This window comes from Delftia sp. BGA-UO-ETr-SB1, from assembly GCF_059567865.1.
The window spans coordinates 1839653-1860105 of sequence record NZ_JCAQOW010000005.1 but is presented as its reverse complement, the minus strand read 5'-3'; the positions used below and the strand labels follow the sequence as shown (position 1 = coordinate 1860105).

Sequence of the window (20453 nt, the reverse complement as noted above, 5' to 3'; positions counted from 1 at the left end):
TTTCTTCTCCGCGCGTGTGCTGGGCCAGGGCGCTTCTCAGCGAGGACTCATCCGAATGGCACCGTCCAGGCGAATCGTCTCGCCATTGAGCATGGGATTTTCAAGAATGTGCAGCGCGGTCATCGCGTACTCGGACGGGTGGCCCAGGCGTGCGGGGTTGGGCACGGAGGCGGCCAGCGACTGGCGGATGTTGTCGGGCAGCTTGGCCAGGATGGGCGTGTCGAACAGGCCCGGCGCAATGGTGCACACGCGGATCATGCGCGTGGCCAGGTCGCGCGCGGCGACGATGGTCATGCCGATGATGCCGGCCTTGGCCGAGGCATAGGGAATCTGGCCGATCTGCCCCTCGTAGCCCGCCACCGAGGCCGTGAGCACGCAGGCGCCGCGCTCGCCTTGCACGGGCTCGTTGCGCGCCATGCTGGCGGCGGCCAGGCGCAGCGTGTTGAAGGTGCCGATCAGGTTCACGCGCACGATGCCCGTGTACTTGTCCAGCGAGCCGGGGCTGCCGTCCTTCTCCACCAGCCGCACCGGCCCGCCCACGCCCGCGCAGTGCACCAGGGCGCGGAACTCGCCGAAGTCCTCGGCGGCCGCAATGGCGGCGGCCATCTGGTCGGCGTCGGCCACGTCGGCCTTCACGAAGCGCAGGCGGCTGCCGTGGCGCTGGCGGGCGGCGTCCACCATGGCCGCGCCGCGGTCCTCGTTCAGGTCCACCACCACCACGTTCAGGCCGCGTTCCAGCAGCGCCTGGGCCGATGCCTCGCCCAGGCCCGATACGCCGCCCGTCACCAGGGCCGTCATGTTCTCTTGCAGTTGCATGGATGTGTCTCCCGTGCCTGGCTCACAGGCGTTCGATGATGGTGGCGTTGGCCATGCCGCCGGCCTCGCACATGGATTGCAGGCCATAGCGCGCGCCGCTGTCCTCCAGCGCGTGCAGCATGGTGGTCATCAGGCGAATGCCCGAGGCCCCCAGCGGATGGCCCAGGGCGATGGCGCCACCGCGCGGGTTCAGCCGCTCTGGGTCGGCGCCCAGTTCCTTTTGCCAAGCCAGCGGCACGGAGGCAAAGGCCTCGTTGATCTCGCAGTGGTCCATCTGCTCCAGCCGCATGCCGGCCTTGGCCAGCACGCGCCGCGTGGCGGGAATGGGGGCCGTGAGCATGTACAGCGGATCGTCGCCCACCACGTCCAGCGCCACGAAGCGCGCACGCGGGCGCAGGCCCAGTTGCTGGGCGCGCTTTTCGCTCATCAGCAGCATGGCGCTGGCGCCGTCGGTCATCTGCGAGGCATTGCCCGCCGTGGTGTGCCAGCGGATCTGCGGAAAGCGCGCCGACAGCTCGTCGTTCTGGAACACGGCCTTGAGCGCGCCCAGCTTCTGCGCCGTGGTGCCCGGGCGGATGGTCTCGTCGGCCGTGACGAGGCCGGCAGGCGTGGTGATGCCCACGATCTCGCGCTCGAAGTGCCCGGCCGACTGGGCCGCATGGGCGCGCTGGTGCGATCGCGCGGCATAGGCATCCAGTTCCTCGCGACCCAGGCCCCAGCGCGCGGCCACGAGGTCGGCCGACACGCCCTGGCCCACCAGCCCCGGCGCAAAGCGCGCATCGAAGCGCGCGCCCGTGGTGTTCTGCCCCATGCGCGAGCTGCCCATGGGCACGCGGCTCATGGACTCCACGCCGCAGGCGATCACCATGTCCTGCGTGCCCGACATGATGGCCTGCACGGCAAAGTGCACGGCCTGCTGGCTGGAGCCGCACTTGCGGTCGATGGTGGTGGACGGCACATGGGCCGGCAGGCCTGCGGCCAGCCAGGCCAGGCGGCCCGGCGTGCCGGCCTGCTCGCCGGCCTGGCTCACGCAGCCGGTGATCACATCGTCCACCGCGCCGGGGTCGATGCGGTTGCGCTGCACGAGCTGCTCCAGCACCTGGCTGAGCAGATCGACGGGGTGGAGCTGGGCCAGGGCGCCATCGGGCTTGGCCCGGGCCATGGGACTGCGGATGGCATCGACGATGACAGGAGTGTTCATGCGGATTTAATGAGACTGGAGGTTCATGAAATGAATGATAAGTCTCGAAATTTGCATTGAACAAAGCGTTTTCCCGGATGAAAAACCGAGCGTAAACAAAAATACTTGCTGAAAACCCGATGAATTCGAGACGGCGGATTCAAAAAAGCAAAGGAGACAGGCGTGCATGACTTTCACAGCTGGGCCGATGCCCGGCCCGACCGCGTTGCGCTGACCATGGGTGACAGCGGCCAGCAGCACACGGCGGGCGCGCTGGCGCAGCGCTCGCGCGAGGTGGCGCAGTGGATGGCCGGGCAGGGCCTTGCGGCCGGCGACACGGTGGCCGTGCTGATGGAAAACCGCGTGGAGATCCTGGAGCTGGTGCTGGCCGCGCGCCTGGCGGGCCTGTACGCGGTGGTCATCAGCACCCACCTGACGGCGCCCGAGGTGGCCTACATCCTGGGCGACAGCGGGGCGCGCCATGTCTTTGCCTCCGCCGCCACGGCGGCGCAGCTGCCGGCCGCGCTGGCGGCCACCGTGCATTCGGTGGACGGAGACTGCGCATCCACGGGCCTGCCGTCGCTGGCCGATGCCCTGGCCGCCTGGCGTGCGCAGGCGCCCGCGCCCATCGATCTGTCAGGCCGTCCGCTGGGGCGCGACCTGCTGTACTCCTCGGGCACCACGGGCCGGCCCAAGGGCATCAAGAAGGCGCTGCCGGCGGCGCTCTACCGCACGCAGGCCGATCCCGAATTCCTGGCCTGGCAGCGCAACATGGGCTTTGATGCCGACACGGTCTACCTCTCGCCCGCGCCGCTGTACCACGCAGCGCCGCTGCGCTACTGCCTGCGCACGCTGGACGGCGGCGGCGCGGTGGTGATCACGGCGCGCTTCGACGCTCAGCAGGCGCTGGCCATGATCGAGCGCTACCGCATCACCCACAGCCAGTGGGTGCCGACCATGCTGGGCCGCCTGCTGCAGCTGCCCGAGGAGGTGCGGCACGGCTATGACCTGTCCAGCCACCGCTGCGCCATCCATGCGGCCGCGCCCTGCCCGGTGGCCGTCAAGCAGGCGTTGCTGGACTGGTGGGGCGACATCCTGCTGGAGTACTACGCAGGCTCCGAAGGCTGCGGCATCACCCTGATCAACTCCGCCGAATGGCGCCGGCGCCCAGGCTCCGTGGGCCGCGCCAGCTACGGGCGGCTGCGCATCGTGGGCGACGACGGGCAGGAGCTGCCTGCGGGCCAGATCGGCCGCGTGTTCTTCTCGGACGTGGCGCCCTTCGCCTACCTCAACGACCCCGCCAAGACCCGCGAGGCCATCGACGAGCGTGGCTGGGCCACCTACGGCGACCTGGGCCATGTGGACGAAGAGGGCTACCTCTTTCTCAGCGACCGGCGGGCCGACCTCATCCTTTCGGGCGGCGTCAACCTCTATCCGCAGGAGATAGAGAACGCGCTGGCCACGCACCCGGCCGTGCAGGAGGTGGCCGTGGTCGGCGTGCCCGAGCCCGATTTCGGCGAGCAGCCCATGGCCGTGGTCGTGCTGCGCCAGGGCCATGCGGCAAGCGCCGAGATGGCGCGCGCCATCGTCGCCGAGGCCGGCGCCACGCTGTCGCGCCTCAAGCGCCCGCAGCGCCTGCAGTTCGTGGACGAGCTGCCGCGCCTGCCCACGGGCAAGCTGCTGCGCCGCGTGCTCAAGGACAGGCTGCGCGAGCAGCCCCACGCGGGCTTCAACCTGCGCAGCGCCTGAACGGCCCTTCACCGTCTTTCCTCACCGACAACCACCGGATACCGACCCATGCAAGACCTGACCGAGCGCTCCGTCTACCGCGAAGACCATGAACAGTTCCGCGAGCAGGCCCGCCGCTTCTTCGAGCGCGAGATCGTCCCCCACCATGCCGAATGGGAGCGCCAGGGCATCGTGCCCAAGGAGGTCTGGCGCAAGGCCGGGCGCGAAGGCCTGCTCAACCCCATGCTGCCCGAGCCCTACGGCGGCGGCGGCGACTTCGGCCATGCCGCCGTGCTGCTGGAGGAGATCGCGCGCACGGGCGCCAGCGGGCTGGGCTTTCCGCTGCATTCGGACATCGTCGCGCCCTACATCCATGCCTATGGCAGCAAGGCCCAGAAGGACCGCTGGCTGCCGCGCATGGCCGCAGGCGAGCTGATCGGCGCCATCGCCATGACCGAGCCCGGCGCGGGCAGCGACCTCAAGTCCGTGCGCACCACGGCGCGGCGCGAGGGCGACCACTACGTGCTCAACGGCCAGAAGACCTTCATCACCAACGGCATCAATTCGGAACTGGTCATCGTCGTCGCCAAGACCGCGCCCGAGATGGGCGCCAAGGGCGTGTCCCTGATCGTGGTCGAGGACGGCATGCCCGGCTTCTCCAAGGGCCGCAAGCTCGAGAAGATCGGCCTCATGGCGCAGGACACCTCGGAGCTGTTCTTCGACAACGTGCGCGTGCCGGCCGACCACCTACTGGGCGAGGAGAACGCGGGCTTCAGGTATCTGATGCACGAACTGGCCCAGGAGCGCCTGGTGGTGGCCGTGCGCGCGGCCGCCTCCATCGAGGCCTTTTTGCACAAGACCATTGCCTACACGCGCGAGCGCAAGGCCTTCGGCCAGCCGGTGTTCGACTTCCAGAACACGCGCTTCAAGCTGGCCGAGGCCAAGGCCAAGGCCACCATGCTGCGCGTCTTCGTGGACGACTGCATCGCCCTGCACCTGCGCCGCGCGCTCGCCCCCGACCGCGCCGCCATGGTCAAGCTCAATGCCACGGCGCTGCAAAACCGCCTGCTCGACGAATTCCTGCAACTGCACGGCGGCTACGGCTACATGACCGAATACCAGATCGGCCGCGCCTGGACCGATGCGCGCATAGGGCGGATCTACGGGGGGAGCGACGAGATCATGAAGGAGATCATCGCAAGGACTCTGTGAACCCCCTGAGCCGCTGCGCGGGCGTGAGGCGCCCTGATCCGGGGGCGGCCAGCCGGGGCGATGTGTGGCGGCAGCACATCATGAAGGCCTTTGCTCCGGCCGCTTGTCCTAGGCTTTTCCCAAGCCCGTTCCGGGTGGGAGAGTCGGCAACTTCCCTTTGGCAATCCTATTTTTCGGCAGAAACTGGAATTTCCATGGGGCGGCTCATTCTTCCATGATCTTTCCGTATCGAAAGACCGGGAGGGCGCCCCGACAGGGCGCGAGCACCAATGACACGCCGAGTCACCATCCATACGCCATTGGGCGATGAATTGCATTTCCGTGAATTGCGCGGCCCGGAAAACATCAGCCAGCTCTTCAGCCTCGATGTGGAAATGCTCAGCGAAAGCGAAAGCATTGATCCCAAGGCCCTATTGGGCAAAAACGCCACCATAGAAATAGAAACCCAGGGCGGCGGCAGGCGCTTCATCGACGGCATCGTCACCCGCTTTGGCATGCAGGGCCAGGACCACCGCCACTATGCCTACAAGGCCCGCCTGAGCCCCTGGCTGTGGCTGGCCACGCGCAAGAGCGACTTTCGCATCTTCCAGAACCAGACCGTGCCCGACATCATCGAGCAGGTATTGGGCGTCTATGGCCATCCCCTGCAAAAGAAACTCACGCGCGCCTATCGCAGCTGGGACTATTGCGTTCAATACAACGAAAGCGATTGCGACTTTGTCTCGCGATTGATGGAGCACGAAGGCATCTACTACCACTTCGCGCATGCCATGGGAGAACACACCCTGGTGCTGTGCGACGACATCATTGCCTCTCACAGCGCATTGCCAGGCGGCGAATCCATTCCCTTCTATCCCCCCGAAAAAGCCGCTGCAGGCGACCAGGAAAACATCCACGCCTGGCAGCTGGAGCAGGAAATCAAACCGGGCCGCCATTACAGCGACGACTACGACTTCAAGAAGCCCCGGGCCGACCTCACCCACCTGCGGCGCGACCCACCAGGCCATGCGCACGACGGCCATGAAACCTACGAATGGCCGGGCGGCTACACGGAGTACGGCGATGGAGATGCCTACATCCGCGTACGCCTGAAGGAAAGCCTCACGGGCCACAGCCGGGTGCGGGGCCATTCCTGCCACCGGGCGCTGGCCACGGGCTACACCTTCAGCCTCTACAACTATCCGCGCGGTGACCAGAACCAGCAATACCTGATCACCGGCCTGAGCTACCACCTGAAAGAAAACCCTCGCGTCAGCACGATCACCAGCGTACGTGGCGCCCCATCCGCACCGAGTGCCCGGGACGGCGGCAAGGAAGAAGGCTCCTTCCAGCGCTACGAGTTGCAGGCCCAGCCCACGAGTCTTGCCTACACGCCCGCGCGCACCACGCCCAAGCCGCGCACCACCGGCCCGCAGACCGCCGTCGTCGTGGGCCCTGCTGGACAGGAGATATGGACCGACGAATACGGCCGCATCAAGGTGCAGTTCCACTGGGACCGCCTGGGCAAGAAGGACCAGAACTCCGGCTGCTGGATACGTGTTGCCACCCAATGGGCGGGCACAGGCTTTGGCGTTGTCTCCATCCCGCGCATCGGCATGGAAGTCATCGTGGACTTCCTCAATGGCGACCCCGACTACCCCATCGTCACGGGCTGCGTCTACAACGCGGCCAACATGCCGCCCTGGGCGCTGCCGGCCAACGCCACGCAATCGGGCATCAAGACGCGGTCGAGCAAGGGCGGCGCACCGGGTGCCGGCATGAAGAACGGCCCGGGTGACGCCAACGCCATCCGCTTCGAGGACAAGGCCGGGCAAGAACAGCTGTGGCTGCATGCGCAAAAGGACCAGCTCACCGAAGTCGAGAACGACGAGGACAAATGGGTGGGCAACGACCGGCGCAAGACGGTGGACCGGGACGAGACCAGCGTGATCCACCGCGACCGCACGGAGACCGTGGGCCGCAACGAGAAGATCGACGTGCATGGCTGGCGCACGGAGGTGGTGGACCTGGACGAGACCCTCACCGTCCACCAGAACCGCACGCGCACGGTGGACCTGGATGAAAGCATCCGCATCTGCAAGAACCGCACGAAAACCGTGGATGCCAATGGGCGCGACAGCATCGGCCGCAACTGGACCCTGGCCACGGGGCGCATGAAATCCGAAACCGTGGGCATCGGCTACACGCAGGGCACGGGCCTGTTCAAGATGGTCACCGTGGGGTGCGCCTACAACCTCAACGTGGGCGCGGTGCTGATGAGCAACGTGGGTGTCCTGCGAAGTGACAGCGTGGGGATGGACTGGAGCCGGACCGTGGGGCGCAACCGCAGCGCGCAGATTGGCAACGATGAAGGCCTCGTCGTGGGCCACAACCGCAGCAGCACCATCCAGAACAACGACAGCACCGAGGTAGGGCAGGACCAGGCGGTCAACGTCGGCAACGACCACGCGCTGCGGGTGGGCGCCAACAGCCTGGTCGATGCGGGCGGACAGCTGGCCCTGGCGGCGGGCACCACGCTGACGGTCGATGGGCAACAGGTCATCGTCACCGGCACCCAAAGCATCCGGCTGCAATCGGGGGCGAGCTCCATCGAGATCTCTCCGGCCATGGTCGAGATCAAGTCGCCGCTGGTGAAGATCAACTGCTGAACCCGGGGCACTCGCATGGGACAACCTGCAGCAAGAGTGGGCGACGTGCACGCCTGCCCCGCCCACGGGGGCGGGGCCATTCTCTCCGGCCAGGCCGATGTGCTCATAGGCGGCATGCCGGCGGCCAGGGTCACGGACCAGGCGCTGTGCCCCCGTTCGCCGCCCGACGCCATTGCCGAAGGCGAAGCCACGGTACTGATCGGCGGCAGGCCCGCAGCCCGCATGGGGGACAGGACTGTGCACGGCGGCGTGGTCGTCTCGGGCTGCACCACCGTCTGGATCGGTGCGAATGCGGGCCGGTGCCTGGCCGAAGCCGCGCAATCGGGGGCCGCCTTCGTGTCGGCCATGGAGGACTGAATCGCCATGTCCACCTTGATCCCCTCAGGCCCCGGCACGCCGGACGACCTCCAGATGGCACGCCAGGCCGTGCTCGAAAAGGTGGCGGCGACCTATGACGGCCTGCTCTACGCCATCGTGGACGCGGCGGCGGATGAGCACCTGCATGACGCCCTTCTGGCCGAGCCGCCGCAGTCGTGCATCACCTGCCTGTATGACGGCATGCCCGCCGCCCGCTATGCGCGCTACGCGCCCTATCTCATGCGGGTGCATGCAGGCAGTCCGCTATTCCAGCGCTGGCCGCTGGAGGGCTGGCAGGCGCACTGGGGCATTTTCCTGATCAGCCGGCTGCCCGCCCCTGCGCTCAAGCGCCATCTCAAGCGGTTTCTGCAGGCCAGGGGAGACGGCGGCCAGCGGCTGTGGCTGCGCTTTTACGACCCGCGCGTGCTGCCTCGCCTGCTGGCGCAGTTCGACCCGGCGCATCTGGGGGACTGGTTCCGCGGCCACAGCATCCTCGCCTGCCTGGCACCGCATCCCGAGGGGATCTGGGTCGGCATGGCGCAGCGCAAGTTTCTGGACCATGTCACAGGCCTGGCGCGCCTGGACAACAGGCAATGGGAGGTGCCTTCGCCATGATGGAAATTTCAACCCTGGAAATGCAGCGCACGCGGCGCCGCAACCTGGTGCCCAGCGAGGGAGGGATTGCCGCCATCGTGCGGCAGACCTGCCATCTCAGTGAGCAGGATTGGCCGCATGACAGGCTGCTGACCCATACCCGGCGAGGCCTTGACCGTGCGGTGGGCTGGGGCCTGTCGACGCCGGACGATGTCATCGGCTTCCTGGCCTTGCGCCACCAGTTTGGCGAGCGCTTCGACGAATTTCCCGCCGTGCGCAAGTTTCTCTCGCGCACCGACCTGCCGCCTGACGGACGCATCCAGTTGATGATGCTTGAACTGCCGATGGGCATCTGGGACGTGGTGCGGCGGCGCACACCTGCTGGCGAATCCTCCTCGCCCCTCGGCGGGCCTGGCGCATGAGCTGCGAACAACTGGTCCCCGCCTTCATCGCCCTCAACCGCCTGAAGCGGTCCAGGCAGCTGTGCAAGGCCGTCGTGCTCATGGGCTTTGACAAGGTATGCGGCACCCGGGACTTCGACAACGAACTGGACCGCAGGGCGCTGTGCGAGCTGTTTTGCTGCTGCATGACTGGCGGCCTGGGCCAGCGCTGCGTGGCCGGCGTGGTCATGCAGGCCGACGGGTTTGAAGGCTACCGGGGCTACTACAAGCAGGAAGTACCGTACCTGAACAAGACCCCCGTCATGTCGCGCAACGAGCCCGTGCGCCCCACGCGCAGCCGGCCTGCGGGCTCGCGCATCCCGGATGTGGTCGTGGTGAAGAACCCGCGCCTGCCGCCTGTGCTGGACAACGTGCAGCGGGTCTATGAGATGAAGTTTCCGGGGGATGGCTTTTCCAATGCTGAAGGGCCAGACGGCAAGAGTCAGTTTCATGCGTACCGAGAAATTTTCGAAGACAAGTTTCTCCAGAAGGCCTTGGACGCCGGAAGCTGCGCTTGCGACAGCGATGGAGAAAAGTCGAACGAAAGTGTGTTGAACCAGGCAGCGCGATGGCAGGCCAACAGGGAAAAGGCCATCTCTTTGGCAGAGCGGGTGAATGCGGATACGTCGGCTGCGGTGGGGGCTGCGGCCGGTGCGTCCGCACTGGGGCGGGTACTTCGAGGTGTAGGCGCGGTAGGGACTGCACTGGCAAGAGTCCTTGGGTTGTCATTCTGAAACGATGGCTTCGGTACGGTGAGATATGGAGGATGAATATGGCAAAAGATTTCAAAAAACCTTTGAGCACCAGAGAGCTGCAAAAAGCCACCGTGGCGACGATGGATATTCTCAAGGCGCTGGTACTGTGCAATCAGTTCGGTGATGTCTGTGCAAGAGCCGGCTGGACCATTGAAATGGTGTTCCATGAGGGAGATTCCTTGGCTGTGCGTGAACGTGCATGGAAAGTGGTTGATCTTTTTTGTGAGGCCGTAGGGAAGGAGAAATTGGTTTATTGGTATGACGGAATGCCTGCCATGCTGACCAGCGCAATGGCACAAAAGAAGTTGACCGCGAAGAAGCAGAAGAGCCTAGACAATCCTAAAGATTATGCACTGATTTTTCATATGGCTTCCGGAAAGCCAAAGCCGCCTGAACTGTGGGAAAACAATGCACAAGACTTTCGCCTTTACTGTTGTATCAACAACGACGAAGGGCTTTGGATGAAGGATCGCTATCAATCACCTGGAATAGGGCCTGCCATGTCTTTCATCCGCATGGCATTTCCTGCATGGTGGGTTTTGAATCAACCGTCCGAGCGCAATGTCGGTTGGATCACCTCTCAAGTGGTGGAATTGATGCAGCCTTTCTGGGCTACGGCGGGTTGGGGCATCATGTCTGCTGTGGAAGAGCGCAATATCGATCCCGACGGAAAAGGTCAGCAAATACTCTATCCTTATCTTCAGCGATTTCCAGGCTTGAATGCTTTAGGTAGCCACGCCTTGCAGAGTCATGACTTCAACAACGCTATGTACAGCATCAACTGGCTGAGTTTTGTCAGCGATGCATTGCTGGAGAAACTGGGTGGGCGGGAGGCCGTACGAAAGAAGGTGCAGGCCAGCCAATACCTTTCCGCCGGGGATGTGGGCAACTGCCTGGGGATTCGTGCAGGAGACTTTCCGGGGCTTGGGGATATGGACCAGGGGCTGACGCTGCCCGCCTTTGGCGAGGCGGCTCGCCTGCTCAAGCCGGCTCGTGCCAAATTTCGGCTCAACAGTTTTGTTGCCCCACCGCCTTCCGGCTCTAACGATGAACATGCATGGCTGCTGGCATGCGATGCCTATATGAGCCGGTTTGATTTGTTCTGATTTCTGGTGTTTTGAAGTAATGGAGAAGATAGCGATGGCTGCGGAACATGATTTCAACTGGCCTTGCGGCAATGATAAAGCGAATGTTGCCACCGTGGCGACGATGGATATTCTCAAGGCGCTGGTATTGCAGAACCAATTTGGGCGCATTTGTGCAAGAGCAGGCTGGACCATCGAGATGGTGTTCCATGACGGGGATTCATTGGCCGTGCGTGAGCGTGCATGGAAAGTGATTGATCTGTTTTGTGAGGTTGTTGGCGCAGACAAGCTTGCAATATGGTGGGGTCTGGCGCCTATGTCACTGACCAGCAAGCAAGCACAAGCGAGAATTGCCAAACACAAGCCGAGTACGCTTAACAATCCCGAAGGGTTTGCGATGATTTTTGATCTAGCTTCGGGAAATCCAAAGCCACCAGATGACTGGGTTGAAAATGCTCAAGACTTTCGACTTCACTGCCGTATAAACAACGATGAAGGTATTTGGCTACATGACCGCCATATCTCGCCTGGCATAGGTCCTGCCATGTCTTTCATTCGCATGGCATTTCCAGCATGGTGGATTCTTGACCAGCCACCTGAGCACAACGTGGGCCGGATCACTACCCAGGTGGTGGAGTTGATGCAACCCTTCTGGGCTATTGCCGGATGGGGTGTCATTCCTGCAGTGGAAGAACGCAATATCGGACCTGTTGGCAAGGGCCAGCAAGTGCTATATCCCTATCTGAAGCGGTTCCCAGGATTGAATGCCATAGGAAGTCTTGCATTGTTCGATCATGATTTCAACAACGCCATGTACAGCATCAATTGGCTCAGTTTTGTCAGCGATGCATTGCTGGAGAAACTGGGTGGGCGGGAGGCCGTGCGAAAGCAGGTGGAGGCCAGCCAATACCTTTCCGCCGGGGATGTGGGCAACTGCCTGGGGATTCGGGCAGGAGATTTTCCGGGGTTGGGGGACATGGATAAGGGACTGACACTGCCAGCCTTTTGCGAGGCAGCGCGCCTGCTCAAGCCGATTCGTGCCAAATCCCGGCTCAACAACTTCATCGGACCGCCGCCTTCCGGATCCGACGACGAAGACGCGTGGCAATTGGCATGCGATGCCTATATGAGCCGGTTTGACGGGTTTTGAATGGAAAGCACCATGAAGCCACAGCCCATCGCCCCGTTGATGGATGCCGTGTTGCGCACGCTGGGGCGGCATAGCCGGCAGGACTACCTGCGCCTGGCTCTCCGCCAGGCGGGATTGAGCGATGCGCACCTGCTGAAGATCGATCACGCCCCGCCTTACCCGGTGACATGGGCGGAGAGGGGGCTGGGCCTGGTCCTTCAACGCCTGGCCTGGGGCGACATGCCAGGCGCTCCGACATGGGGCGTGCACAGCGTGACCCTGGATGCGCAGCGCTGGAAGGGGTCCTGGCCCATGGGCCTGGATCGGGAGACCGTGACCGCGCAGGAATTCGTCAGCCTGCTGGCTCAGGACCCGGCCGAGGCGCTGTGCCTGCCCCAGATGGCCTGCTGCACGACCCGCGGTTTCGACGAGCAGACATGGGCACTGGTGGCAGTCTTTGGCGGCGCCAGCGGCGCTTTGCAGAATTTGACGATGAGCCGGGTCGGGGAATGGGTGGGGCTTTCCATGCTCGCGGCCTGGCAGGGAGCCGGGTAGCGGGTGGGCCATGTGGGCCATGTAGGCGATAGGGCCCCGTGGGCGCCAGTTCCGACCGGGCGCCACGGGCATGGCGGCGCGGCTACACTGCGGGCCATTCATTCGAGGGGCTGGCCGTGGCCGGTTCCTTCTCCCTGTTTTCCCTAGAGATTTCCGCCATGTCCAACGACGCCCACGAAGCCACCGCCCTGCCCGACGAGCCTGCCCTGACGCCCGAGGCGCTGGAGGAGCTTGACGATCTGCTCGACGAGCTGCGCACGCGCGGCGAGGAGATTCCGCAGTGGGAGTTCTGCGACGGTTTCCTGACGGCGTTGATCTGCACGCGCCGCGAGGTGCCGGCCGCCGAGTGGCTGCCCATGCTGCTGGGCGACGGCGGCACGCTGGAGGTGGCCGAGGGCCAGCCGCTGCCGCTGATGGAAGTGTTCAAGGACGCGGCGCAGCAGGCGCGCTTTCTGGAGCTGGTGGGCCTGCGCATGGACGAGATCCGCACCCAGCTGGACGCCGACGTGAAGACGCTGGAAGACGACCGCACCTTCCAGCCCGAGGCCATGGACATGCGCGGCGCCATCCTGTCGCTGCCCGAGGAAGAGCGTCCCGATGACGGCGAGATTCCCTCGTTCGGCCAGATCTGGGCGCTGGGCTTCATGTTCGTGGTCGAGAACTGGGCCGAGGAATGGGCCGCCCCGCGCGACAAGGAAGCCGCCGGCTGGCTCAACGAGGCGCTCAACGCCGTCGTGGCCCTGACCGAGGACGACACCGGCAAACCCGAAGTCTGCATGTACGACGAGGACGGCCCCGCCAGCACCAGCCAGGAGCGCGTGGAGCAGTTCGGCGAGGCCATCTGGGCGCTGTACGACCTGCGCCAGATCTGGAAGAGCATGGGCCCGCGCCAGGAAACCATCGTCAAGGGCGAGCAGCCGGGCCGCAACGACCCCTGCCCCTGCGGCAGCGGCAAGAAGTTCAAGAAGTGCCACGGCGCCTGAGCGCCCGCGCCACAGGCTTTGGATGCACGGGCCATGAGACATATCGGTGAACGCATACGCGCCCGCCGCGCCGAACTGGGCATGACCCAGGGCCGGCTGGCCGAGGCCGCAGGCATCACGGCCTCGGCCGTGTCGCAGATCGAATCGGGGGCCATCCGCACCCTCAAGAACGACACCCTGGCCCGCGTGGCCCTGGCGCTGCAGACCACGGCGCTGGAGCTGACGGCCGGCCTGGAAGACGACAACGCGCCGCTGCCCGTGGACGAGCAGCGCCTGCTGGAAAGCTACCGCGCCCTGCCTGCACCGCTGCAGGAGATCGCGCACAAGCTCATAAAAGCCTTGCGCTGATCAGCGCATTGAGGCGCTGCAAGGCATGGACCACGGTGGCCTGGCGCACGGCGGCGCGGTCGCCCTCAAAGCGCAGGCATTCGCTGTGCGTGGTGCCGTACACGTTCCAGCCGAACCAGACCGTGCCCACGGGCTTGGCGGCGCTGCCGCCGCCCGGCCCGGCCACGCCTGTCACGGCCACGCTGCACTGCGCGCGTGAGTGGGCGATGGCGCCTTCGGCCATGGCGCGCGCCACGGGCTCGCTCACGGCGCCGTGCTCGGCGATCAGCGGCTCGGGCACGCCCAGCAGGTCGTGCTTGGCCGCGTTGGAGTAGCTGACAAGGCCGCGCTCGAACCATTCGCTGGAGCCGGCGCGGTCCGTGCAGGCCGCAGCGATCATGCCGCCCGTGCAGCTTTCGGCCGTGGCCAGCATCCAGCCGCGCTGCAGCAGCAGGCCTGCCAGGGTTTCGACGAGTTCGTTGGATGCGTTCATGCCCGTTCCTTCAGCCAATGAAATGGCGCCACAGGGCGATGACCAGCAGCGTGCAGAAGGCGGCCACCAGGTCATCGAACATGATCCCCCAGCCGCCGCGCCAGCCGAAGCCCTTGAAGCACCGGTCGGCCCATTTGACGGGCTGGGGCTTGGCGGCGTCGAAGAAGCGAAACAGCGCAAAGGCGATGAGCTGGCCCCAGAAGCCCGTGGGCATGACCAGCCACAGCACCAGCCAGAAGGCCACGATCTCGTCCCAGACCAGGTTGCCCGGGTCGGCCACGCGCATGTGGCGCGCCGTGACCGTGCAGGCCCACCAGCCCAGGGGAATGCTGCCCGCGATCAGCAGGCCGATCTGCTGGGGCGTGAACCAGTGCTGCAGCAGCAGGAAGGACAGCCAGGCCCACAGCGTGCCCACGGTGCCGGGCGCGATGCGCCCCAGCCCCGAGCCCAGCCCCATGGCGATGAAGTGGGCTGGGTGGGACATCATGAATTCCAGCGTGGGGCGAGCCATGCCGCCCTGCGGCGGGCCTTCCGGTGGGCGCGCCGCAGAGGCAAAGGTGGGGGTAGCAGGATCGCCGGAAACCTCCGGCCGCAGCGGCGCGTCACTCATGGGGCCAGATCATAAGCGCGGCCCTGGTGCTTCACTGACGCTCTTCGACCGCCAGATCCTGCGGATGGCGGATCTGGTGGCGGGCCTCGAAGCTGGCGCTGGCGCCAGCGGCCAGCGGCTGCTGCCAGGCGATCATGCCGTTGCGGTCGTTCCAGCGCGTGGTGGCCGGCTGCGGGTTGTATTGGGACTGCACGCGGATCTGGTCATTGCGCGAGATGGGTGCGGCGTCCACCACCTGCAGCTCGATGGCGCGGTCATGGCGGTTGTCCACCTGGAAGCGCCGCGTGACCTGGCGTTCGGTGCTGCTGCTGAGCAGGCCACCACTGCCCGTGGCCGAGTCCACGGGCAGGTTGCGCACGACCACCTTGTCGTCACGGCCGAAGGACAGGCCCTGGGCCAGCGCGGCGGCGTTGCCGAAGTCCAGCCGGCCCTGGCCGGCGAAGGCGCCGTCGCGGAACAGGGCCACGGGGCCTGCGGGCCAGACGCCGGCCGGCACGGCCAGCTGGGCCACCAGGTAGGCGGCCTCTTCCACGGCGGGCGCCGTGCGCGTGAGCAAGGTGGCCGGCAGGTTCTGCGAGCCCAGGGCCAGGGTCACGCGCTCGCTGCTGGAGGGCACGCTGATGCGGTAGGGCACGGAGAACTGCGTGGCGTAGGCGGTGTTGAGGCTGGCGACATCGAGCACCGGCAGTTCGGCGGCCTCGCTGCCCGCCCCGGGCTTGCGGGCGCGCTCCAGCATCATCGCAGGGGCCGCCGGGGCCGGCGCTGGCGGAGGGGCCATGGCGGCCACGGGGCGGGGCCGTTCCACATCCAGCGTCCAGGGATTGGGCAGGCGTGCCTGCGTGCTGCGCGAAGGCTGGCCGGTGGACAGCAGCAGCTGCACCTGGCTCCAGTCCTCGCCGCTGTTCTGGGCCACCAGGGCCAGGCGTTCGATGGCCACCGTGCCCTTGGCCGGGTCCAGCTGGGCGCGGTAGGTGGGCTGCCAGCTCGGGCCGCGCACCTGGTAGGTGAGCTGCACATTGGCATCGGCCGGGCTGGCCAGTTGCACGGTGACCTTCATCACCTGGGCGTTGCCTGCGCCCGTGCGGTCGCGTTCGAGCTGCAGCGGCCTGAGCTGCTCCTGCAGCGCCTGCTTTTGCCGCAGGATCTGGTGGGCGCGCAGCGTGTTGCCACGGCTGGTGCTGCGCAGCGCCTCGGTGGCGGCGCCCAGCTGGCTGGCGGCGGGCAGGGCGGGGGCTTTGGCGTCATCGCCGGGCTTGGCCAGGCCCTGCAGGTAGTCGCCCACGAGCTTGGCGGCGGACTCGTCGGCCTCCAGCGCGGCCAGCTGGTCTTCCAGCGTGCGGATCTGCTGCTCCAGCGGGCTGGCGCAGGCCTTGGAGGCCAGTTCGCGCGGCTGCGACTGCAGCTTGTAGTCGCCCAGGCGCACGCCGGCATCGGCGCTGACCTGCAGGCTCTGCGGGTCGATGGAGCCGGGCAGGCACTCGAACACCAACTGGCGCGTGGCGGCCGTGATGCGCGCCGTGCGCTCCACCGAGGCCACGCCCGCATACAGGGTGACGCGCGCGATGGGGGCGCGGGCGATGGTGGCTTCCTGGGCTTGTGCCTGGGCCTGGACCGGGGTGCCTGCCAGCAGGAAGCAGGCGGCGGCCAGGGCAGAGAGGGCGGGCAGGGCGGAGCGTTGAACCATGGGCAGTCCTTCTCGGATGAAAGTGGTTTGGCGCGGCGTCAGGCCGCAGCGAAGTGGTCGAATGAGGTCCACCGGGGCGCCATGGCCGCTCCGTCCGGGCCGATCAGCCGCAGGCCTGGCTGCTCCTCGATGCAGCCGATGCGCGTGACGCGCGTGGCGCTGTCGCGGCCTGCGGCCTGCACGGCATCGCGCCGGTCGGCCGGGGCCGTGAAGCACAGCTCGTAGTCGTCGCCGCCGGACAGGGTGCACTGGTGCAGCAGGTCGATGGCCAGGGGCGTGTGCCGGCCGGCATCGAGCAGCGGCGTGATCAGGCGCGTGTCCAGGCTGGCTCCCACGCGGGATTGCTCGAGGATGTGGCCCAGGTCGCCCAGCAGGCCGTCGCTCACATCCAGCGCGCTGCTGGCAATGCCGCGCAGCGCCTGGCCCAGGGCCACGCGCGGCGTGGGCGCTTCCAGGCGCTGGCGCGCGGCGGCCAGCGTGCCGGGTGGCAGGGTGGTGTGGCCCAGCAGGGCTTCTAGCGCCAGGCGGGCATCGCCCAGGCTGCCGCTGACCCAGATGTCGTCGCCCGCGCGCGCGCCGCTGCGCAGCAGGGCCTGGCCGGGCGGCACCTCGCCGAAGACGGTGATGCAGATGTTCAAGGGCCCCTGGGTGGTGTCGCCGCCGACCAGCTCGCAGCCGTGGGCGTCGGCCAGGGCCAGCAGGCCGGCTGCAAACGCCTCGGTCCAGGCCGCATCGGCACGCGGCAGGGACAGGGCCAGGGTGAAGGCCAGCGGGCGCGCGCCGCAGGCCGCCAGGTCGGACAGGTTCACGGCCAGGGATTTGTGGCCCAGCAGGCGCGGGTCCACGTCGGCGAAGAAATGCCGGCCCTCGACCAGCATGTCGCTGGAGACGGCCAGCTGCATGCCCGGCGCCGGGGCGAGCAGGGCGCAGTCATCGCCCACGCCCAGGGCGGCGCGGCGCACGGGGCGCTGGAAGAAGCGGCGGATCAGGTCGAATTCACCCACGGTGGCGGCTTTCGGATGCGTTTGGCGATCGGGCTATTGTGCTGCGAGGTTCGTGCTGCCCCGTATCAGGTGGTCTCGCCCGCACCGGGCCGATGCTCCAGCGCCAGCGCGTGGAAGGCCTGGGCGGCCGGCGACAGGCTGCGCTGGCGCCTGCGCACCAGGTACAGGTCGCGCCGGCGGTCGGCATCGGCCAGCGGGCGCGTCACCAGGCCAGGCTGCACGAAGTGGAACAGCGCCAGGGCCGGCACCACGCTGATGCCCAGGCCCGCGCGCACCATGCCCATCACGGTGGCCAGGTGCTCCACTTCCAGCAAGGTGTTGAGGGGCGGGGCCTGCTCCTGCGATTCCAGGTACTGGCGCACGCTGCTGTGGCGGGCGAGCTGGATGAAGGGCTGGTCCCGCAGGTCGGCCATGGTCGGCGCGGGCAGGGCCGCCAGCGCATGGTCGGCGCGGCAGACCAGATGCAGCCGGTCGGCGCAGAACCATTCGGCCTGCAGCTCCTCGGTGTCGGCGCGGATGGCGGCCAGCGCCAGGTCGGCCTGGCCCGAGGCCACCTGGGCGATGCAGGACTCGGACAGCAGGTCCGACACCTGCAGCTGTATGCCCGGATGGCGCGCATGGAACAGCGCCAGCACGGGCGGCAGCCAGGCCGCCGCCAGCGAAGGCAGCAGGGCGATGGACACGCGCCCGCGCTGCAGCGCCGCCGCCTCGCGCAGGCCCTGCACGGCATCGCCCAGGTCGGCGCGTATGCGCTGCGCGGCATCGAGGAACTGCGCCCCCTCCTGCGTCAGCGCCACGTGGCGCGTGCTGCGGTCGAACAGGCGCACGCCCACGCCGTCTTCCAGCCCCTTGATCAGGGCGCTGAAGGCCGGCTGCGACAGATGGCAGCGCTGCGCGGCCAGGGTGAAGCTGCTGAGCTGGGCCAGGGCGATGAAGGCATCGAGCTGGCGGGAGGAGATATTCATCGAGTTTTTGGATGAGTTGATCCGAATAATCGATTTCACAGATTAGCAGCCCTTGCCTACATTGGCCTGCATGGACCACCTGGAAAACTCCTTTGCCCCGGACAAGCCCCCGCTGTGGGTGGGCTGCGCAGCCGGCTTCTCGGGCGACCGCACCGATGCCGCCGCGCCCGTGGTGCGCGCCCTGGCGGCCAGCGGCCAGAGCGCCTGCCTGATCTTCGAGACCCTGGCCGAGCGCACGCTGGCGCTGGCCCAACTCGCGCGGCGCGAGCAGCCCGACGCGGGCTATGAACCCCTGCTGGAGGACCTGCTGGAGCCCGTGCTGGCCGACTGCCTGGCGCATGGCATACGCATCGTCAGCAACTTCGGTGCGGCGAATCCCGAAGGCGCGGCGCGCTGCATCCAGCGGCTGGCGCAGCGCCTGGGCCTGCGCGTGCCGCGCATCGCCGTGGTGCATGGCGACGACGTCAGCGGCCCGGCGTACCGCGGGGCGCTGCGGGCCGCGCTGGGCGCAGAGTTCCCCGAGGATTCGCTGGTCAGTGCCAACGCCTACATCGGCGCGTGCGCGATTGCCGAGGCCCTGCAGGCCGGCGCCGAGATCGTGGTGGCCGGCCGTGTGTCCGACCCCTCGCTGACCCTGGGGCCGGCCATGGCGCATTTCGGCTGGGCCTGGGACGACTGGGACCGCCTGGCGCGCGCCACCATGGCCGGCCACCTGCTGGAATGCGGCGCCCAGGTCACGGGCGGCTACTTTGCCGACCCGGGCTTCAAGGACGTGCAGGGCCTGGCGCGGCTGGGCTATCCCATCGCCATCATCGAGCCCTCGGGCGACTGCACCATCACCAAGCCCGAAGGCACGGGCGGCCTGGTCAGCGAACGCACGGTCAAGGAACAACTGCTGTACGAGGTGCACGACCCGGCCGCCTACCTGACGCCCGACGTGGTGGCCGACCTGTCCGAGGCCGAGGTGCACCAGGTGGGGCCTGACGCCGTGCGCCTGAGTGGCGTGCGCGGCCATGCGCACAACGGCCACTACAAGGTCAATGTCTGCCATGCCTCGGGCTGGCTGGCCGAGGGCGAGATCTCCTATGCCGGCCCGCGCGCCCTGGAGCGCGCCCGGCTGGCCGGCGAGGTGCTGCGCGAGCGCCTGGGCGGCGAGGCCGCAGGCGACCTGCGCCTGGACTGGATCGGCGTGGCCAGCGTGCTGGGCGACGACGCCGGCCGCTGGCGCGACGCGCAGCCGGCCGGCGCAGCCGCCCCCCAGGACGTGCGCCTGCGCGCCGCCTGGCTGCGCCCCACGCAGGCCCAGGCGCGGCGCCTGCCGCGCGAGGTCAATGCGCTGTACACCTGCGGGCCGGCCGGCGGCGGCGGCGTGCGCACGGCGCTGCGCGCGCGGCTGGGCACGGTGTCCTGCCTGCTGGCGCAGCAGAGCGTCGCCACCGGGTGGAAGTGGGCCGAGGGAGAGGTCAATAAAGGAGTCGAGAAAGAAGCCGGGGAGCACGCCGCATGAACACACTGCCAACCACGATGCCCGTCACCGTGCCGTTGTACCGCCTGGCGCACGGGCGCACGGGGGACAAGGGCAACCGCTCCAACATCAGCCTCATCGCCTGGAATGCCGCCTGCTGGCCCGTGCTGGTGGAGCAGATCACCGAAGAGCGCGTGGCCGCGCACTTCGCCGCCCGGCGCCCGGCGCGCGTGCAGCGCTTCGTGCTGCAGCGCCTGCAGGCCATGAACTGGGTGCTGGACGCGGTGCTGGACGGCGGCGTCAACGACGCGCTCAACCTCGACAGCCACGGCAAGGCGCTGTCGTACTGGCTGCTGCAGATGCAGGTCCACATACCGGCTTCGCTGCTGCCCCACCTGGCGCCGGAGTAGCCGGCAGGACCCG

Annotated in this window: 21 protein-coding genes; 14 read left to right on the top strand and 7 right to left on the bottom strand. The window is 67.2% G+C overall.

Annotated features, from left to right (window positions below; all coding sequences use genetic code 11):
- Window positions 1-36: 36 nt before the first annotated feature.
- Both AC57B5_RS18600 and AC57B5_RS18595 read right to left on the bottom strand, forming a co-directional pair.
- Window positions 37-816: an SDR family NAD(P)-dependent oxidoreductase gene (locus AC57B5_RS18600; RefSeq protein WP_496400093.1), complete on the bottom strand. Its 780-nt coding sequence runs from the start codon at window positions 814-816 to the stop codon at window positions 37-39.
- Between the two features lie 22 nt (window positions 817-838).
- Entirely contained in the window at window positions 839-2017 is a 1179-nt protein-coding gene (locus AC57B5_RS18595; protein WP_097204316.1) for a thiolase family protein, read from the bottom strand.
- Window positions 2018-2179: 162 nt separating this feature from the next.
- On the opposite strand from AC57B5_RS18595, the gene AC57B5_RS18590 reads away from it, so the two are divergent.
- From AC57B5_RS18590 to AC57B5_RS18535, 12 genes are all read left to right on the top strand, one after another.
- On the top strand, window positions 2180-3745 hold the full coding sequence (locus tag AC57B5_RS18590) for an AMP-binding protein (protein WP_123694656.1): 1566 nt from the start codon (window positions 2180-2182) through the stop codon (window positions 3743-3745).
- 48 nt (window positions 3746-3793) lie between these two features.
- Window positions 3794-4936: an acyl-CoA dehydrogenase family protein gene (locus AC57B5_RS18585; protein ID WP_199960473.1), complete on the top strand. Its 1143-nt coding sequence runs from the start codon at window positions 3794-3796 to the stop codon at window positions 4934-4936.
- A 269-nt stretch (window positions 4937-5205) separates the two neighbouring features.
- Window positions 5206-7584: a type VI secretion system Vgr family protein gene (locus tag AC57B5_RS18580; RefSeq protein WP_496400092.1), complete on the top strand. Its 2379-nt coding sequence runs from the start codon at window positions 5206-5208 to the stop codon at window positions 7582-7584.
- A gap of 15 nt (window positions 7585-7599) precedes the next feature.
- Window positions 7600-7941: a PAAR domain-containing protein gene (locus AC57B5_RS18575; protein WP_128422780.1), complete on the top strand. Its 342-nt coding sequence runs from the start codon at window positions 7600-7602 to the stop codon at window positions 7939-7941.
- Between the two features lie 6 nt (window positions 7942-7947).
- A complete protein-coding gene (locus tag AC57B5_RS18570; protein WP_496400091.1) occupies window positions 7948-8556 on the top strand; it encodes a DUF4123 domain-containing protein in 609 nt (202 codons plus the stop codon).
- Complete coding sequence (locus tag AC57B5_RS18565; protein ID WP_496400090.1) at window positions 8535-8957, top strand: hypothetical protein; 423 nt, start codon at window positions 8535-8537, stop codon at window positions 8955-8957. The genes AC57B5_RS18570 and AC57B5_RS18565 overlap by 22 nt, the downstream gene beginning before the upstream one ends.
- Complete coding sequence (locus tag AC57B5_RS18560; protein WP_496400089.1) at window positions 8954-9709, top strand: hypothetical protein; 756 nt, start codon at window positions 8954-8956, stop codon at window positions 9707-9709. Before AC57B5_RS18565 ends, AC57B5_RS18560 begins: the two co-directional genes overlap by 4 nt.
- Before the next feature lie 38 nt (window positions 9710-9747).
- Entirely contained in the window at window positions 9748-10836 is a 1089-nt protein-coding gene (locus AC57B5_RS18555; protein ID WP_496400088.1) for a type VI immunity family protein, read from the top strand.
- Window positions 10823-11965: a type VI immunity family protein gene (locus AC57B5_RS18550; protein WP_496400087.1), complete on the top strand. Its 1143-nt coding sequence runs from the start codon at window positions 10823-10825 to the stop codon at window positions 11963-11965. The genes AC57B5_RS18555 and AC57B5_RS18550 overlap by 14 nt, the downstream gene beginning before the upstream one ends.
- 12 nt (window positions 11966-11977) lie before the next feature.
- The gene (locus AC57B5_RS18545; protein WP_496400086.1) at window positions 11978-12499 is read left to right on the top strand and encodes a hypothetical protein; all 522 of its coding nucleotides are present in this window, start codon (window positions 11978-11980) and stop codon (window positions 12497-12499) included.
- 158 nt (window positions 12500-12657) lie between these two features.
- Window positions 12658-13482 (top strand): YecA/YgfB family protein, encoded by an 825-nt coding sequence (locus AC57B5_RS18540; protein ID WP_013804727.1) that lies wholly within the window; start codon window positions 12658-12660, stop codon window positions 13480-13482.
- A 33-nt stretch (window positions 13483-13515) separates the two neighbouring features.
- The gene (locus AC57B5_RS18535) at window positions 13516-13830 is read left to right on the top strand and encodes a helix-turn-helix domain-containing protein (protein WP_034389565.1); all 315 of its coding nucleotides are present in this window, start codon (window positions 13516-13518) and stop codon (window positions 13828-13830) included.
- Here the strand turns inward: AC57B5_RS18535 and AC57B5_RS18530 are convergent.
- The 5 genes from AC57B5_RS18530 to AC57B5_RS18510 form a co-directional block, all read right to left on the bottom strand.
- Window positions 13811-14302, bottom strand: coding sequence for a CinA family protein (locus tag AC57B5_RS18530; RefSeq protein ID WP_141831021.1), 492 nt, complete (start codon window positions 14300-14302; stop codon window positions 13811-13813). The two genes, AC57B5_RS18535 and AC57B5_RS18530, sit on opposite strands and share 20 nt — an antisense overlap.
- A gap of 10 nt (window positions 14303-14312) precedes the next feature.
- Window positions 14313-14813 (bottom strand): phosphatidylglycerophosphatase A family protein, encoded by a 501-nt coding sequence (locus AC57B5_RS18525; RefSeq protein ID WP_012202641.1) that lies wholly within the window; start codon window positions 14811-14813, stop codon window positions 14313-14315.
- Window positions 14814-14943: 130 nt separating this feature from the next.
- The gene (locus tag AC57B5_RS18520; protein WP_496400085.1) at window positions 14944-16596 is read right to left on the bottom strand and encodes a DUF4139 domain-containing protein; all 1653 of its coding nucleotides are present in this window, start codon (window positions 16594-16596) and stop codon (window positions 14944-14946) included.
- A gap of 38 nt (window positions 16597-16634) precedes the next feature.
- A complete protein-coding gene (gene thiL, locus AC57B5_RS18515) occupies window positions 16635-17600 on the bottom strand; it encodes a thiamine-phosphate kinase (protein WP_126312937.1) in 966 nt (321 codons plus the stop codon).
- A gap of 65 nt (window positions 17601-17665) precedes the next feature.
- Complete coding sequence (locus AC57B5_RS18510; protein ID WP_096914574.1) at window positions 17666-18565, bottom strand: LysR family transcriptional regulator; 900 nt, start codon at window positions 18563-18565, stop codon at window positions 17666-17668.
- Between the two features lie 70 nt (window positions 18566-18635).
- Between AC57B5_RS18510 and AC57B5_RS18505 the strand changes: the two genes are divergently transcribed.
- Both AC57B5_RS18505 and AC57B5_RS18500 read left to right on the top strand, forming a co-directional pair.
- Entirely contained in the window at window positions 18636-20072 is a 1437-nt protein-coding gene (locus tag AC57B5_RS18505) for an acyclic terpene utilization AtuA family protein (protein WP_496400084.1), read from the top strand.
- Window positions 20069-20440, top strand: coding sequence for an AtuA-related protein (locus AC57B5_RS18500; protein ID WP_013804720.1), 372 nt, complete (start codon window positions 20069-20071; stop codon window positions 20438-20440). Before AC57B5_RS18505 ends, AC57B5_RS18500 begins: the two co-directional genes overlap by 4 nt.
- Window positions 20441-20453: the final 13 nt, after the last annotated feature.

Bases quoted from the DNA above. Each gene is read 5' to 3' on its own strand.
- AC57B5_RS18565 (WP_496400090.1), top strand. From the start codon at position 8,535: ATGGGAGGTGCCTTCGCCATGATGGAAATTTCAACCCTGGAAATGCAG.
- AC57B5_RS18530 (WP_141831021.1), bottom strand. From the start codon at position 14,302: ATGAACGCATCCAACGAACTCGTCGAAACCCTGGCAGGCCTGCTGCTG.
- AC57B5_RS18570 (WP_496400091.1), top strand. From the start codon at position 7,948: ATGTCCACCTTGATCCCCTCAGGCCCCGGCACGCCGGACGACCTCCAG.
- AC57B5_RS18500 (WP_013804720.1), top strand. From the start codon at position 20,069: ATGAACACACTGCCAACCACGATGCCCGTCACCGTGCCGTTGTACCGC.
- AC57B5_RS18560 (WP_496400089.1), top strand. From the start codon at position 8,954: ATGAGCTGCGAACAACTGGTCCCCGCCTTCATCGCCCTCAACCGCCTG.
- AC57B5_RS18575 (WP_128422780.1), top strand. From the start codon at position 7,600: ATGGGACAACCTGCAGCAAGAGTGGGCGACGTGCACGCCTGCCCCGCC.
- AC57B5_RS18520 (WP_496400085.1), bottom strand. From the start codon at position 16,596: ATGGTTCAACGCTCCGCCCTGCCCGCCCTCTCTGCCCTGGCCGCCGCC.
- AC57B5_RS18600 (WP_496400093.1), bottom strand. From the start codon at position 816: ATGCAACTGCAAGAGAACATGACGGCCCTGGTGACGGGCGGCGTATCG.
- AC57B5_RS18540 (WP_013804727.1), top strand. From the start codon at position 12,658: ATGTCCAACGACGCCCACGAAGCCACCGCCCTGCCCGACGAGCCTGCC.
- AC57B5_RS18580 (WP_496400092.1), top strand. From the start codon at position 5,206: ATGACACGCCGAGTCACCATCCATACGCCATTGGGCGATGAATTGCAT.
- AC57B5_RS18545 (WP_496400086.1), top strand. From the start codon at position 11,978: ATGAAGCCACAGCCCATCGCCCCGTTGATGGATGCCGTGTTGCGCACG.
- AC57B5_RS18555 (WP_496400088.1), top strand. From the start codon at position 9,748: ATGGCAAAAGATTTCAAAAAACCTTTGAGCACCAGAGAGCTGCAAAAA.
- AC57B5_RS18595 (WP_097204316.1), bottom strand. From the start codon at position 2,017: ATGAACACTCCTGTCATCGTCGATGCCATCCGCAGTCCCATGGCCCGG.
- AC57B5_RS18510 (WP_096914574.1), bottom strand. From the start codon at position 18,565: ATGAATATCTCCTCCCGCCAGCTCGATGCCTTCATCGCCCTGGCCCAG.
- AC57B5_RS18535 (WP_034389565.1), top strand. From the start codon at position 13,516: ATGAGACATATCGGTGAACGCATACGCGCCCGCCGCGCCGAACTGGGC.
- AC57B5_RS18525 (WP_012202641.1), bottom strand. From the start codon at position 14,813: ATGGCTCGCCCCACGCTGGAATTCATGATGTCCCACCCAGCCCACTTC.
- AC57B5_RS18505 (WP_496400084.1), top strand. From the start codon at position 18,636: ATGGACCACCTGGAAAACTCCTTTGCCCCGGACAAGCCCCCGCTGTGG.
- AC57B5_RS18585 (WP_199960473.1), top strand. From the start codon at position 3,794: ATGCAAGACCTGACCGAGCGCTCCGTCTACCGCGAAGACCATGAACAG.